General features: G+C 44.9%; 12 protein-coding genes and 2 pseudogenes. 1 reads left to right on the top strand and 13 read right to left on the bottom strand.

All coding sequences use genetic code 11. The features are described 5' to 3' along the window. Positions 1 to 267: 267 nt before the first annotated feature. The 7 genes from AC5ELV_RS12710 to AC5ELV_RS12740 form a co-directional block, all read right to left on the bottom strand. Positions 268 to 1269, bottom strand: coding sequence for an ABC transporter ATP-binding protein (locus AC5ELV_RS12710; protein ID WP_493430500.1), 1002 nt, complete (start codon positions 1267 to 1269; stop codon positions 268 to 270). Continuing rightward, positions 1253 to 2242, bottom strand: coding sequence for an ABC transporter ATP-binding protein (locus tag AC5ELV_RS12715; protein WP_493430501.1), 990 nt, complete (start codon positions 2240 to 2242; stop codon positions 1253 to 1255). The genes AC5ELV_RS12710 and AC5ELV_RS12715 overlap by 17 nt, the downstream gene beginning before the upstream one ends. A gap of 63 nt (positions 2243 to 2305) precedes the next feature. Next, positions 2306 to 3241 (bottom strand): DUF1177 domain-containing protein, encoded by a 936-nt coding sequence (locus AC5ELV_RS12720; RefSeq protein ID WP_250270670.1) that lies wholly within the window; start codon positions 3239 to 3241, stop codon positions 2306 to 2308. Between the two features lie 13 nt (positions 3242 to 3254). Beyond that, positions 3255 to 4526, bottom strand: coding sequence for a M20 family metallopeptidase (locus AC5ELV_RS12725; protein ID WP_493430502.1), 1272 nt, complete (start codon positions 4524 to 4526; stop codon positions 3255 to 3257). Positions 4527 to 4657: 131 nt separating this feature from the next. Continuing rightward, a complete protein-coding gene (locus AC5ELV_RS12730; RefSeq protein ID WP_493430503.1) occupies positions 4658 to 6250 on the bottom strand; it encodes an ABC transporter substrate-binding protein in 1593 nt (530 codons plus the stop codon). Positions 6251 to 6285: 35 nt separating this feature from the next. After that, complete coding sequence (locus AC5ELV_RS12735) at positions 6286 to 7194, bottom strand: ABC transporter permease (protein WP_493430504.1); 909 nt, start codon at positions 7192 to 7194, stop codon at positions 6286 to 6288. Between the two features lie 37 nt (positions 7195 to 7231). After that, positions 7232 to 8242, bottom strand: a complete 1011-nt coding sequence (locus tag AC5ELV_RS12740; RefSeq protein WP_189338192.1) for an ABC transporter permease — start codon at positions 8240 to 8242, stop codon at positions 7232 to 7234. Between the two features lie 308 nt (positions 8243 to 8550). On the opposite strand from AC5ELV_RS12740, the gene AC5ELV_RS12745 reads away from it, so the two are divergent. Continuing rightward, positions 8551 to 9120, top strand: a complete 570-nt coding sequence (locus AC5ELV_RS12745; RefSeq protein ID WP_493430505.1) for a hypothetical protein — start codon at positions 8551 to 8553, stop codon at positions 9118 to 9120. Here AC5ELV_RS12745 and AC5ELV_RS12750 read toward each other — a convergent pair. The 6 genes and pseudogenes from AC5ELV_RS12750 to AC5ELV_RS12775 all read right to left on the bottom strand — a co-directional run. Next, positions 9082 to 9279, bottom strand: a pseudogene (locus tag AC5ELV_RS12750) (PAS domain-containing protein); the annotation flags it as partial. The gene AC5ELV_RS12745 and the pseudogene AC5ELV_RS12750 overlap by 39 nt on opposite strands. A gap of 24 nt (positions 9280 to 9303) precedes the next feature. Then, on the bottom strand, positions 9304 to 10110 hold the full coding sequence (locus AC5ELV_RS12755) for an alpha/beta fold hydrolase (RefSeq protein WP_493430506.1): 807 nt from the start codon (positions 10108 to 10110) through the stop codon (positions 9304 to 9306). Between the two features lie 119 nt (positions 10111 to 10229). After that, positions 10230 to 10367, bottom strand: a complete 138-nt coding sequence (locus tag AC5ELV_RS12760; protein ID WP_493430507.1) for a hypothetical protein — start codon at positions 10365 to 10367, stop codon at positions 10230 to 10232. A gap of 13 nt (positions 10368 to 10380) precedes the next feature. Beyond that, positions 10381 to 10545, bottom strand: a pseudogene (locus AC5ELV_RS12765) (methyl-accepting chemotaxis protein); the annotation flags it as partial. A 148-nt stretch (positions 10546 to 10693) separates the two neighbouring features. Continuing rightward, positions 10694 to 12151, bottom strand: coding sequence for a glycoside hydrolase family 1 protein (locus tag AC5ELV_RS12770; RefSeq protein ID WP_493430508.1), 1458 nt, complete (start codon positions 12149 to 12151; stop codon positions 10694 to 10696). 31 nt (positions 12152 to 12182) lie between these two features. Beyond that, on the bottom strand, positions 12183 to 14096 hold the full coding sequence (locus AC5ELV_RS12775; protein ID WP_493430509.1) for a beta-glucoside-specific PTS transporter subunit IIABC: 1914 nt from the start codon (positions 14094 to 14096) through the stop codon (positions 12183 to 12185). Positions 14097 to 14149: the final 53 nt, after the last annotated feature.

Here is a 14149-nt window from a genome sequence, read left to right on the forward strand (position 1 = left end):
ATACCCTCCCTGAGGTCTTCTTTTGTGTTTCTATATTCAAATTAAAACGTTTCCATTGATTGTGCGCAATGTTGTATCCATGCATGTTATATGCTTGATTTACAGGTGTTGAAATCCCACCCCTTATATTGAATCTTAAAATGGATCTATTAGAAAAATATGTGCGTTTGCAGAGCAGCTACACTTATTAAAAAAAGCCCGAATCCGTTTGAGATGGATTCAGGCTTAATTCTTGCTAGAAGGTCTATCTATTCTTTTTCAGCTGGATTATGCTTGTCCGGCTAGCGCTTGTTCCGGCGTGGAAGCTGGATACAAGTGACAGGCTACCTGCCGCCCCGGTGCAGCTTCGGCAAAGATGGGCTGTACTTTGCTGCAAATGTCCATGGCTGCCGGGCACCGATTATGAAACGCACAACCACTTGGCGGATTTTCTGGACTGGGCACATCCCCTTTGAGAACAATCCGATCACGTTCCGCTTCCGGATCAGCTACGGGCACCGCAGACATTAACGCCTTTGTATATGGATGCAGCGGCTCTCTGAACACTTCTTGGGTCGGTGCGAGTTCGACCAGCTTGCCCAGGTACATCACACCCACGCGGTCGCTGATAAATTTGACGACCGACAGATCATGAGAAATAAACATATACGTCAGGTCATATTGTTTTTGCAGGTCCTTCATCAGATTGAGCACTTGCGCCTGAATCGACACATCGAGGGCCGAGACTGGCTCGTCACACACGATAAATTTGGGATGAAGCGCCAGTGCCCGTGCGATCCCGATCCGCTGGCGCTGACCACCTGAAAACTCATGCGGATAACGATGTGCATGATAAGGAGACAATCCGACCACTTCGAGCAACTCATTCACCCGCTCTTTGAGCTGCGTTTTGCTTAGCTTTTCATGCGTGATGAGCGGTTCTTCCAGCACCTGCTGTACCGTCCATCTGGGATCAAGCGAAGCAAACGGGTCCTGAAACACCATCTGCATATCCGTTCTAAATTTGCGCAGCTGCTCTGTGTTTAGCTTACGTATATCCGTGCCGTTAAACAGAATCTCTCCATCCGTCGGTTCGATCAATCTGAGAATTGCCCGTCCGGTTGTGGATTTGCCGCAGCCGGATTCCCCTACGATTGCCAAGGTTTCACCCTGCTGCACAGTCAGGTTAATACCATCCACCGCTTTAACTGCCCCCACTTGTTTGGAAAAAAGTCCTTTTTTGATCTGATAGTGTTTTTTCAAATTACGTATTTCAAGCAGTGTGTTCATGATATCCCTCCTGCTGTAGCAAGCAGCGGCTTTTGTGTCCGGGTTCCACTTCTGTAAGCTCCGGAGCCTCTGCCCGGCAAATTTCCTTGGCAAACTGACAACGTGGTGCAAAGCGGCACCCTGTCGGCATATCAAGTGGGTTGGGAACCTGACCCGGAATGGAAGCTAGACGCTCCTGATCACTGTTCAACTGTGGCAGTGAGGCTAGCAAACTTTGTGTATACGGATGCTTGGGTTCTTTAAAAAGCGTTTTTACATCGGTTTCTTCTACCACTTGTCCGGCGTACATAATCACGACCCGATCGCACATTTCAGCAACGACACCAAGATCATGGGTAATCATCAGAATCGAAGTTCCTTCAGATTTCTGTAGCTCACGCATCAAATCAAGAATCTGTGCCTGAATGGTTACATCGAGTGCCGTTGTCGGCTCATCGGCGATCAGCAGCTTCGGATTGCACACCATCGCCATCGCAATCATCACCCGTTGCCGCATCCCGCCCGAGAGTTCATGCGGATAAGAAGCGGCTACTTTTTCTGGGCGTGGAATCCCCACTTTCGTCAGCATTTCCACAGCCATATCTTTTGCTTTATGTTTGCTTACACCGTGGTGGTATCGGGCAGACTCCGCAATTTGCTTGCCGATTTTGAACACAGGATTTAGCGAAGTCATCGGCTCCTGAAAAATCATAGCCATCTCGTTGCCACGAATCGAGCGCATTTTCCGCTCCGAAAAATCCAGCATGTTTTCACCGTTAAACCGTACTTCACCAGCGGCTACTTTCCCAAGTCCCTTGGGGAGGAGCTGCATAATGGAAAGGGAGGTAATGCTCTTGCCGCACCCGGATTCGCCAACGATTCCGAGTGTTTCGCCTTTGCCAACCGATAGATCGACGCCGTCCACAGCCCGGATGGTGCCAGCCGCAGTCTTGAACTCCGTCCGGAGGTTGGTTACTTCAAGCAGTTGTGCCATGCCCTCTTCCTCCTCCTTGTCCATCATTGAATCTTCATGTTCTTTTTATCTTAGGGAATAAGCTTATTCAGACTTCCCCATCGTTTGTAGATGCTTCATGGTACCGTACAATTTAGTAATATGTTGAAACTCCTTTTCCGAATGAAAAGAGCATTGCCCACGTCCGTAAGCTTTGGCTGTTTCTACAGCCAATTTGGCCGCCAGCGCAATATCGCTTTCGTGGCTGGCCCCCGTTGCACTGCCTGGGACAGGAGCAGCGGCCGTGATGGCAACACCAACCACTGGAGCGGAAGTGGCCACCGCTGGCTGCAAAATGCTGTTGATGTGATACAGGTCGTTACCATAAGGTGTGATGTCCTGCGTAGTTACAGCAAACGTGACACACGGTTCGCCAGTAACGGTCTGAACAATATCGACGAGGTCTTCACTAATGCGTAGCACGTAGCCTTCACGTACCGTCGGGGAAATGGCAATACCTTTATGGTTAATGACCCGATTCCCTTTGGTCGTATCAATGGACAGGATCGCTTCCATTTCGGGTGTCACTTCATATTTGTTCATCGTCAAAATATCTACGGGTGAATCCATAAATGGAACCGGATCATGGGGCTGAGTGGGTGCATCTGGACAAATATGTGTACAGATGATCACATCTCCGTCAAGCACATCTCCTTTGGACTGCATGCTCAAAAGTTTAGCTGCCGCCGAAATTGCCGCTGCTGCACCGTCACCATCGGATACAAATCCGATCATCTCTGGCCGTGCCCCTAGTCCACCAAGTCGCCCTACTACACCCAAGGTTGGAGAATCGCCCCCCTGAATGCGACCCGTTTTACCGGCAATGACAATTTTTATAAAATCCGTAGAACCCTTTTCTCCTTGCACGGTGGAGACCGTAATCTCCGCTTGACCCAGTTGTTCCAAATAAGCTTTGACTTCTGCCCCGCTGGCGAACGGGCTATCCAAAAGGTCATAGACTTCAAAAACTTGTTTCATCATACGGCAGATCCCCTTATGCTTCTTTTTGAGTTGTTTTCAGATATTTAAGCGCCGTTAAAGCGTATACTTTCGCAGATTGAATGATCTGCCATACCGGAGCTTTTTCATTAAAATTGTGAATGGTCGACAGTTCGGCAGGCCCGTATTGCAATACCGGGATGTTGTATTTGCGGAATGCACGTGCATCGCTGGTTGCCCATTGCAATACGCCATAGGCCTCTTTACCGCTGACCTCAGCGATAGATTCCACAAGCTCCTGTACAATCGGCTCGGTTGGCGGGGTCCAGTTGGCATTACCATAAAATCCAAATTGTTTGGGTTCCGTGTCAATGCCTACACTTGCAAGCAACTCTTTGGCTTTGGCCAGTACATCCCGGTGGTCTACGCCAAACGGAACACGGGAATCCACTTGCACTGTGCAACGGTCCGCAACCACATTGACTTTAGTGCCCCCCTGGATCGTACCAATGTTCACCGTTACATGATCAAACGCTTGTCCATAGCTTGGGTTCTCCCGTTCGCTTGCATAACGCTTGGAAATTTCAATGATCTCTTGGACTTCTTCCGGGATGTCCGGCTTGATGTCCCACAGTTGTTGCAGCGCTTCAATCCCTTTTGCCGCCTTCAAAATAGCACTTTCACCTGCAATCGGCTGCAAACTGCCATGACCCGGCGTGCCTTCAACGGTAAATTCAAACCAGCAGCTTCCTTTTTGCCCGATGGTCGGGTTTTGCGGGCCTGAAGGCTCTGCGATCACAGCAGCGGTTCCTTCAATCAGTTTTCTTTCCAGCACCCAAGGTACTCCAAGATGACCCCCGGTTTCCTCGTCTGGAACTACAAGCAACGACAACGCACCTTCGAGTGGTACGCCCAATTTGGAGAACAGCGCAACGGTAAATATTAATCCACCCAGTCCGGCTTTCATGTCAGAAGCGCCGCGGCCCAGGAGATAGCCATCACGAATTTCACCACAAAACGGATCAAAATCCCAACGAGTACGATCCCCTGCTGGCACAACGTCCGTATGTCCACAGAAAATCAGTTTTTTTCCGTTCGCCGTTTCAGCGCCATAATTAGAAATGAGATTCCACATATTCGGCCCGGATTCATGCACCGTTGTTTCTATACCTGCTTCTTTAAGATAGTCCATAATGAACTGACTAATTTCGCGTGAGTCACCTGGAGGATTTTCCGAAGGAAATTGAATCAACCGCGAGCATAGCTCAAGCAATTCGTCCTGCCGTTTATCTATTTCATCAAGAACTAACGTTTTCCAATCTGTCATTCCCATTCAGTCCCTTCACGTTTTACATTTAGCCAACTAAACCTTTTACATCCATCGGGATCAGCATCAACTTCAGGTGTAAAATGATAGCCTTCGGCTGTAAAAACCGAAGGCATAAGTAAGATCAAAACTTACTCTTTATTCAATGAATAGAATCGGATAACTTCGTCTGGGTAGTAAACATATCCAGTGACGTCTTTGCTCATGCCAACAACCCGATTGTATTCATACAGGTACGCCCAGGGCGAATCTTGATTTATAAGCTCTTGTGCTTTGCCATACAGCTCTTTACGTTTATTTTCATCTTGTTCTTTGCCTGCTTGTTCCCAAAGCTTATCCACTTCTGCATTAGCGTAATGCATATAATTCGAAGAACCGCCGCTGTACATTAGAAACCCGAGATGGTATCCAGGGTCGTTGACGAAGGAAGTCCATTTGGAAATGTATGCTGTCAGGTTGCCTTCTCGTTGCTGTTCAAGGAACTGTGCACGAGCAACATTAACAACATTCATCTTTACGCCAATCTTGGCAAGTTCAGCTTGAATCAATACAGCATCATCTGCCCAGTCCTGGAAACCGGAACCCAGTGTCAGGTCAAAATTAAACCCATTCGGATAACCCGCTTCTGTAAGCAGCTGTTTTGCTTTGTCCAGGTCGTGCTTATAGCTGTAACCCGCATCGGTGTAGCCAGGCGTGTTACTCGCTACAGAACTCTTCATCTGCTTTGCTTGACCGTACATGACATCGTCAATTAATTGGTCGTAAGGAATAGCATAAGCAATGGCTTGACGCACTTTTGGATCATTAAAAGGTTTGACTTTATTATTCATGGCGAAATACAGAATCCGGTTACTTGCATTGGATTGAACCTTCAGATCAGCGTTAGTTTCCAGCTTCGAAACATCCTTTGCAGGAATCTCAATCGCCATGTCCACATCGCCTTTATCCAGCAGAAGTACACGGTTGGAAGCTTCCTTGGTAAACTTCATCGTTACTTTGCTCAGATTTGGCGCTCCTTGCCAGTAGCTAGCATTAGCATTAAAGACAGCTTCTGTCGCAGGGTCCCATTTTTCAAGCTTGAACGGACCTGAACCTGCCGCATGTGTTTTCAAATAGTCGCCATCGCCATTTTCTTTGACAAGCACATCATCCACAATGGAGAAGTTGTACAATGACAGGATTTGCAGAAACATATGATTGGGTTGGGACAATGTAACGACAACGGTGTGCTCATCTGGCGCTGTAGCGGTTTTAATGGAGCTCATACCATACAGAAAGCTACCGGAATCGGAATTTTTAAGCCGCTCAAAGGAATACAACACAGAATTGGCGGTCAGCGGGTTGCCACTTTGGAATTTAACGTCTTTACGCAGATGGAGCGTATAAGTCATGTTATCAGCGGACACATCCCATTTTTCAGCCAGCATGGGCTTAATGGCTTCCGTATCTGCCACTTCACCGCTCTCAGTAGACTTTTTGCCATAGGTCACAAGCTGATCATAGAGCGCAAGCACAAGGGTATCTGATGTAAGATCACTTGCCTCAGCAGGGTCCATGGTTGACCCTCCCTCTGAGTAAGCAAGTGTAATCGTCTTTGGTGGGGATGAGGCATCTGCGCCTTTCTCTCCAGATGAAGCGGACGGGCTGTTAGCATTGCTCGCACAGCCTGCCGTCCATAGCAATGTAGACAAGACGACAATTAGAGAAAGACTTTTTTTCAACATGGCTTACGTTCTCCCCTTTAATGATCAATTTATTTTTATTTGCTAGAGCGCAGTCTAGGATCAAGAACATCCCGCAAACCGTCTCCAAGCAAATTGAAGCCCAAAATAGCTGTCGCAATTCCAAGACCCGGGAAGGTTACAATCCACCACTCACCGGAAATGATATACGCTCGCCCTTCTGAAATCATTGCGCCCCATTCAGCAATCGGGGGTTTCACACCGAGTCCCAGGAAGCTGAGACTGGCTGAGGTGAGGATGGCAAAGCCCATTCCAAGCGTTGCATTCACAAGCAGTGGGGCAAGTGCATTAGGCAAGATGTGGCGAAACAGGATCGTTCCGTTCGTCACACCAATCGCCCGGCTGGCCTCCACAAATTCCTTCTCCCGAAGAGAGATGGTTTGTCCGTGAATCAGCCTGGCGAATTCGGGTATGCCTACAATGCCCACGGCGATAAGTGCACTCATCAGTCCTGGTCCCATCGCTGCAGCAATAGCCATGGCGAGTACCAGCGACGGGAAAGCCAACAGAATATCCATGCAGCGCATAATAATGCTACCCATTCGACCGCCATAGAAACCTGCGATGGCTCCAAGCGGTACGCCGATGATAAATGAGATTGACACGGCGATCATCCCGGTCCATATGCTGATTCTGGCTCCGTAAATAACACGGCTGAGAATGTCACGTCCGTAATTATCGGTCCCAAACCAATGTTCTGCACTTGGTGGCAGCAGCTTGTTCGCCGGATCGGTTACATAAGGATCATGTGGAACGATCCATGATGAGAGGATGGCAATGAGCGTCCAGCCAACGATAAAAATGAATCCGATTAAAGCGAGTTTATTGCCAAACAGTAATCGCCAAAAGCTCTTGCGTTTCGGTATAGCGGCTGCATTGGGCTGAGGCACAGCCGCTTTTGCCACCAAATCACTTGCAGTGCTCATCCGAGTACCTCCCCCTACTTTTTGTGCTTCATTGTTATCACTCGTACCGGATACGTGGGTCAATCAATCCGTAAACCAAGTCAACTCCAAGATTGATAAAGCTGTAAATCAGCGCACTTACAAGGGTAAATGCTTGAATCGGCGCATAGTCAGCCGCCAAAATAGAGTCCGTCACATAGCTGCCCACTCCTGGCCAGGTAAAAATGGTTTCGGTAATAACCGCTCCACCAATCAGGTAACCGACCTGCAAACCAAGTACGGTAAGTGTTGGGATAAAGGCGTTAATGAGTGCGTGCTTATAAATGACAATTCCTTCGCGCAGACCTTTGGCTCTGGCTGTGCGAACAAAATCCTGACCGATTACTTCCAGCATGCTGGAACGCATCATCCGTGCCACAATCGCCATAGTGCCTGTACTGAGACAGACTGCTGGCAGAACCAAATGGGATAAACTGCTTTTTAAAGCTACAAAATCACCAGTCATCAGACTATCGAGTACATAAAGTCCCGTAACGTGCGTCGGCGGATTGATATCACCGCTAATTCGACCCATCGGCGCAGGAGCGATGCCCCATTTCGCATAAAAAATATAAATGAATAAAAGACCAATCCAGAAAATGGGCATACATGCACCGATCAAGGAAAACACACGTGAAATGTGATCAACAATCGATTCTTTACGGGTTGCCGCCAGGATGCCGATCGGAATTGCCACCAGGATTGCAATAATCAAACTCGCCAGCGCCAACTCAATGGTTGCTGGAAACCGGGTAGCAAAGTCGCTTGCCACGGACTGTCCGGTGTGATAAGCCTGACCCAGATCACCTTGGAACAATCCAACTACATAATGGAAAAATTGAATGTACTTCGGTTGATCCAATCCCATGCTGCTTCGAATATTTTCAATCGTCTCAGGTGTAGCCTGTTCCCCCGCAAGCATCACGGCAGGATCACCTGGAAGCACTCTTGAGATCATGAATGTTATGACGACAATACCAAGTAGTGCCGGAATCATTTGTATCAATCTACGTAGTGTGTATACGGCCACAGCCTGTCCCCCCTTATCCGTAATCCCTCGTCTCTTTGTCACCTTTCTTTTCATCACTTGTTATTTTGATTCATTGTACTAAGGAACAAGAACGGTTTCCACGTCCTGAATAACTAAAAATAATGACGAATTTTGTCGTCCGTGCACTAAAGTTACTTATCATGTTATTTAAATGTCGTGTTTTATTTGATTATAGAAATCAAAATCAGTATGATGCAAAACAGCGATTCCCTTTCAAAAGGAAATCGCTTGTTTTTTGTATATATGGATTGTAGTATTAAGCCGATCAGGAAAGGAGAATTACAATATTGGAAACGAACTACAAAAAGCTGCTGGATCAGATGATGGCACCCTATGATGAAATGCTGCAGAGTCTAATAGGTGATCACGCCGATTATTCAAAGGTTGACTATTTGGAGAAACACAGTGAGAAATATGGAAAAAGTGATGCCAATTATACCAATCGCTTGAAGGTGCTTTTGGCTATGTATAATCGTGAAGATCGAGATGCCCCGCATTACGAACCGATTGTGAGAAGGCTGCTCGTTAATGAGATTATAGACAGGGAGACGAACAGCTTTCAGGGGATTGGCGATGCTCTATATTACGCCGTTTTTTTACTGCAAAAGTATGAGCGTGAGCGGGACCAAATTTTGTTCCAGCAGGCCAAGGAGGCCAATTTCGATACATATGCCGGGTTTGACTCTGAGTTGATTTTGGAAACATATTTATTCAGCAAAGATACAGCTGATCTTGAAGATTGCATCAATATTGCGAGTGAGCTCGGGGAAGATATGTATCTATCATTATTTATCGATTTGTGGATCAAGGATCAGACCGATCTGAATATAGGGATAAAAATAAGTATGAAAAAATAGCTTGTTGGTAACAGACATTGTGGATTCAATAGGCCGTCCGAGCAATTCATTACGATCATAAAACAGCATATCCAATAACGTTTGATTTACCGATTGAATGAAGCCAGAATCCGAGATTGAGAAATATCCACAGGGAGCTTTATCTAATTGAATATCCATTTCATAACTGCCTTTCTTCTGATATTACACACTGGCTAAATACTCTTTAATCAGATCACTTGTTTCTCCAGGTTGACTTAAGTGAGGATAATGCCCCTTTGCCCTCATCTGTTGAAGCTTGCTATTTTTAAGATGAGTATGTAAATAATCCCCTACTTCAATCGGAGCAATGCTATCGTCCGAGCACTGGAGAATCAGTGTAGGAACCGAAGCATGCTGGAGATCGACACGGCAATCCGAAAAAAAAGTCACTTCCGCAAATTGTCGTGCAATATGAGGGTCTCTTGAGCAAAAGGTTTTCTCCAACTCTTCAGTTAATTCCTGTCGTTCAGGATTCTGCATAACAATGGGTGCCAGGTAACTAGCCCAGCCAATAAAGTTCATTTGCATCATATCAAGCAATTCATCGATGTCGCTCTTATCGAAGCCTCCATAATAATGGGGGAGGTCATTCACATAACGAGGAGAGGGACCGAGCATGACGATACGCTCAAAATATTGGGGATTGCGGATAGAAGCAAGCATTCCAATCATACTACTAACAGAATGTCCGACGAATATGACATTTCTTAATTCTAGCGCTTCCATAATATCTAGCACATCTTGGGCATACCCTTGCAAGTCGCTGTATTTTTCTGAATCATAGTACTTAATTTGAGAATCTCCAGAACCTACATAATCAAATAAGACGATTTGGTAGTTGTCGATAAAGCTAGGGACGATATAACGCCACATATCCTGATCGCATCCAAAGCCATGAGCAAATACGATCGTTTGGCTGCCTGAGCCCAGCACTTTTACATTATTACGTACAAGAATGTCAACAGTCATTATAAATCACCTCTCTGAGGTAGTATCTGTTCTACGGGCTTCTTTTCATTATTATATCGGAAAAGATTTGCTTATGGATAATGAATCTCATTCATAAATCCAACGTTCAATGATCCCCTTTACCTTGTGCACATGTTGTTGTAATAAGGAATGACCCAGTTCTCCTTATCCTGATTTTGTACTAAATTTAGAAATACACGCACCCAATAATCCTCTAGTTCTGTGTAACTCTGTTCATTCAACTCATTCAAATTCATACATGTAACCACCCATCTTATACACTGATTGTCTGACGGCTTGCAAGGATTGTTCAATACGTCCTGTTGCTTCCTTGGTGCCCGTAGACATTTTGCGGATTTCTGTAGCGACGACCCCAAAACCTGCTCCTGAGTCACCCACCCGAGCAGCTTAAATCGCAGCATTTAATCCAAGCAGGTAATATGTATCCACTTCCTCAAATTTTGATATCAGTCCTACCCTCTATTTCGACATTTTCATCCCATGTATTTAGTGAAGCAGCGCGTACCGATTAAAATTGGCACGCGCTGATGGTATGACTTTTATGAAACAGGCACTAAGATTTTTAATCCAACTGCTCTCCATTGGTTTCGATCACATTCTTATACCAATAGAAGCTCTTCTTTCTGAATCTGGCAAGTGTCCCCTTGCCTTCATTATCCTTATCGACGTATATAAACCCATAACGCTTTTTCATTTCACCGGTTCCTGCACTTACCAGATCAATACATCCCCAAGGCGTATACCCTATTAGATCCACTCCATCAGCAATCGCTTCTTTCATTTGCTCAATGTGTTGCTTCAGATAATCAATTCGATAATCATCGTGAATGGAACCGTCTTCTTCCACTGTATCTACGGCACCAAGGCCATTTTCAACAACCATTAACGGGATTTCATATCGGTTATAAATGTTATTGAGGGACCATCTCAATCCCTGTGGATCGATCTGCCAATCCCAGGCACTTGCTTTCAAATGAGGATTCTTTAAGCCCATAGATAAATTCCCTCCCACCTTCTCCTGGTTGGGATCGGCACTGACACAAGTAGAGGAATAATAGCTGAAAGTATAGAAATCTACGCAGCCTTCTTTTAAGATGTCCTCATCCTCTTCTTGCATTTTGATCTGAATATTATGATCTCTAAAATAGCGTTTGGCAAATCCCGGATAAGCTCCTCTTACTTGAACATCTGAGCATAGGAAATTACTTAAGTTATCCTTTTGTTGAGCTAGCAGAATATCATCAGGATGGCATGTAAGTGGGTAGGAACACATATAAGCAATCATACAACCGATTTTAAAGTCCTTGTTGATTTCATGACCCAGCTTTACAGCCTTTGCACTGGCAATAAATTGATGATGCAACGCCTGATACAGAACCTGCTCATCCTTCACTGTAGCATGGGCAAGCTCTCCATTCCCCTCCGGCATCATAGCTCCAGCCATGAATGCTCCAAATGACAAGGTTAAAATATTGATTTCATTAAAGGTTAACCAGTATTTCACGACATCTTTGTATCTGTTAAAAAGCACTTCACAATATCTCACATAAAAATCTACGACTCTGCGATCTGACCAACCATTATATTTTTGGGTCAAATGAAACGGTGCTTCATAATGTGAGATCGTAACCAAAGGCTCAATATTGTACTTTTTCAATTCTGCGAATACACGATCATAGAACTGCAAGCCTTGCTCATTCGGCTCTGCATCATCTCCGTTAGGAAATATTCTTGACCACGCAATGGACATTCTAAAGACCTTGAATCCCATCTCTGCAAATAAGCGGATATCTTCTTGATAGCGGTGGAAAAAGTCAATAGCCTCGTGACTCGGATAGTTCACTCCTTCTTCCAGTATAGGTGTAATTCTTCGAGAAGTCGTATGCGTTCCGGCCGTAATCACATCAGCAGTGCTTAAGCCTTTACCTTCCTCATTATATCCACCCTCAAATTGGTTAGCAGCCGTTGCACCTCCCCATAAAAATCCTTGTGGAAATTCCAATTCAGTTGTATTTTTCATTGTTTAATTCCTCCTCAACATTTAATTAGGATTATACTACGACGGTCAATAAATCCTCTTGATACTCAATCGCCTTCTTCTCTGTTTCAATGACATCCAGGTAATTCGAAGTATTGGCAACGATAACAGGTGTGGTCAAAACATAACCAGCCTCTTTTATAGCTTTTATATCAAACTCCATAAGCAGCTGGCCCTTTTTAACAGCATCCCCCTGTTTTACTTTAGGATAAAAATGTTTGCCTTTTAATTTGACCGTATCTTTGCCTACATGGATGAGGACCTCAACACCGTGATCACTTGTAATCCCGATCGCATGGCCTGACGAAAATAATGATGTTAATACACCATCTACAGGTGAAACGACCTTACCTTCAGAAGGTTCAATGGCAATCCCTTTACCCAGAGCACCTGTCGAAAAGGCTTCATCTGTTACTTCAGATAAAGACTTCACTTCACCTTTTAATGGACTCATCACCGTCTCTTGTTTTACTAAAATTTCTCCTTTGGCTGCTCCTGGTGTGCTGTCTTCCTTTTTAGCTTCTTTCACTTCATCATCTTTAAATCCGCCAAAGAACATAAGCAAGAAGCCTAATACAAAGCTTACCAATATACCAATAACAGCTCCATAAAATCCGCTGTCTATTCCCGCAGGACTGATATAGCTCGGGATAGCGAAAATCCCCAATCCGCCAATGATGTAACCTTTAGTTCCCATCATTCCTATAATACCGCCACCTACTGCAGAGGCTATACAGCTTAAAATAAATGGTTTCTTACGTGGTAATGTAATCCCGTAAATCGCTGGTTCTGTCACACCAAAAATCCCGGATATGACAGCTGGAATGGAAAGTGATCTCAGTTTTACATTTTTGGTTTTAAACAAAATCGCCAGTACGACACCTGTCTGAGCAAAGGAAGCTCCCAGCGTAGCCGCAAGAATCGGATCGAATTTAAGCACGGCTAAGTTGTTCATAGCGATAGGGACAAGTCCCCAGTGTAATCCAAAGATAACAAACACTTGCCAGAAAGCGCCCATGATTATGCCTTCAATAATTGGACTTAAGTTATACACAAAGAGGGTTGCTGCCCCAAGCAGTTGACCTGCCCAAGTCGAGAGAGGTCCAATCACAATCAATGCTAAGGGTACAATAACTAACAATGTGAAAAACGGAACCAAAAATGTTCTCACTACGCTAGGGATTACCTTTTTAAAGAAGTTCTCTATTTTTGAGCCTACATAGGTGGATATGATAATCGGAAGAACGGTTGACGCATAGCTCATCAGAATGACCGGAATACCTAAGAAGGTGATATATACCGGTGACTCAAATATAGTGCCGCCAAATAGAGTGTATAGTGGTTTGCCCGAGGCTGTTATCGTGCTAAATGTTGGGTACACAAGCGATGCACCTATAGCCATACCTATAAAAATGTTGGCATTGAACTTTTTAGCCGACGTATACCCCAGGAAAATAGGAAAGAAGTAAAACAAACAATCACCTAAAGCATTGAGAATTTGATACGTACCCGATGTAGTGGCCAGCCAGCCCAGAGCTACAAATAAGGCAGTGAAGCCCTTAATCATACCCGTGGCACTTAAGACACCCAGCGTAGGTGTAAATACACCTGAAATGGTATCAATGAATCTATTGAACAAACTCATTTTTTCACCTGAGGCTTCTTCTGAATCTCCTGTCTGAAAACCGCCTACAGCAGTAACATCAGCATACACCTCAGGAACATGATTACCTATAACAACCTGGTATTGCCCACCACTCTTTACCACAGTGACAATACCATCCATATTTTTCAAAACCTCTGTATTGGCTTTACTTTCATCTTTTAGTTTGAAGCGCAAGCGTGTAATACAATGAGTTAGACTATTCACATTTTCTTTGCCGCCGACATTTCTAATGATGTCTTTTGCTAATGTCTCATACTTCATTGTAATTTCCCCTTTATTTGTATTTATAAAAAAAGGCAAAACCAAAATAGATC

This window comes from Paenibacillus sp. NMA1017, from assembly GCF_058895805.1.

Excerpts from the sequence above, each read along its gene's own strand:
- AC5ELV_RS12770 (WP_493430508.1), bottom strand. The coding sequence starts at position 12,151 with ATGAAAAATACAACTGAATTGGAATTTCCACAAGGATTTTTATGGGGA.
- AC5ELV_RS12755 (WP_493430506.1), bottom strand. The coding sequence starts at position 10,110 with ATGACTGTTGACATTCTTGTACGTAATAATGTAAAAGTGCTGGGCTCA.
- AC5ELV_RS12725 (WP_493430502.1), bottom strand. The coding sequence starts at position 4,526 with ATGACAGATTGGAAAACGTTAGTTCTTGATGAAATAGATAAACGGCAG.
- AC5ELV_RS12775 (WP_493430509.1), bottom strand. The coding sequence starts at position 14,096 with ATGAAGTATGAGACATTAGCAAAAGACATCATTAGAAATGTCGGCGGC.
- AC5ELV_RS12720 (WP_250270670.1), bottom strand. The coding sequence starts at position 3,241 with ATGATGAAACAAGTTTTTGAAGTCTATGACCTTTTGGATAGCCCGTTC.
- AC5ELV_RS12715 (WP_493430501.1), bottom strand. The coding sequence starts at position 2,242 with ATGGCACAACTGCTTGAAGTAACCAACCTCCGGACGGAGTTCAAGACT.
- AC5ELV_RS12730 (WP_493430503.1), bottom strand. The coding sequence starts at position 6,250 with ATGTTGAAAAAAAGTCTTTCTCTAATTGTCGTCTTGTCTACATTGCTA.
- AC5ELV_RS12760 (WP_493430507.1), bottom strand. The coding sequence starts at position 10,367 with ATGAATTTGAATGAGTTGAATGAACAGAGTTACACAGAACTAGAGGAT.
- AC5ELV_RS12735 (WP_493430504.1), bottom strand. The coding sequence starts at position 7,194 with ATGAGCACTGCAAGTGATTTGGTGGCAAAAGCGGCTGTGCCTCAGCCC.
- AC5ELV_RS12710 (WP_493430500.1), bottom strand. The coding sequence starts at position 1,269 with ATGAACACACTGCTTGAAATACGTAATTTGAAAAAACACTATCAGATC.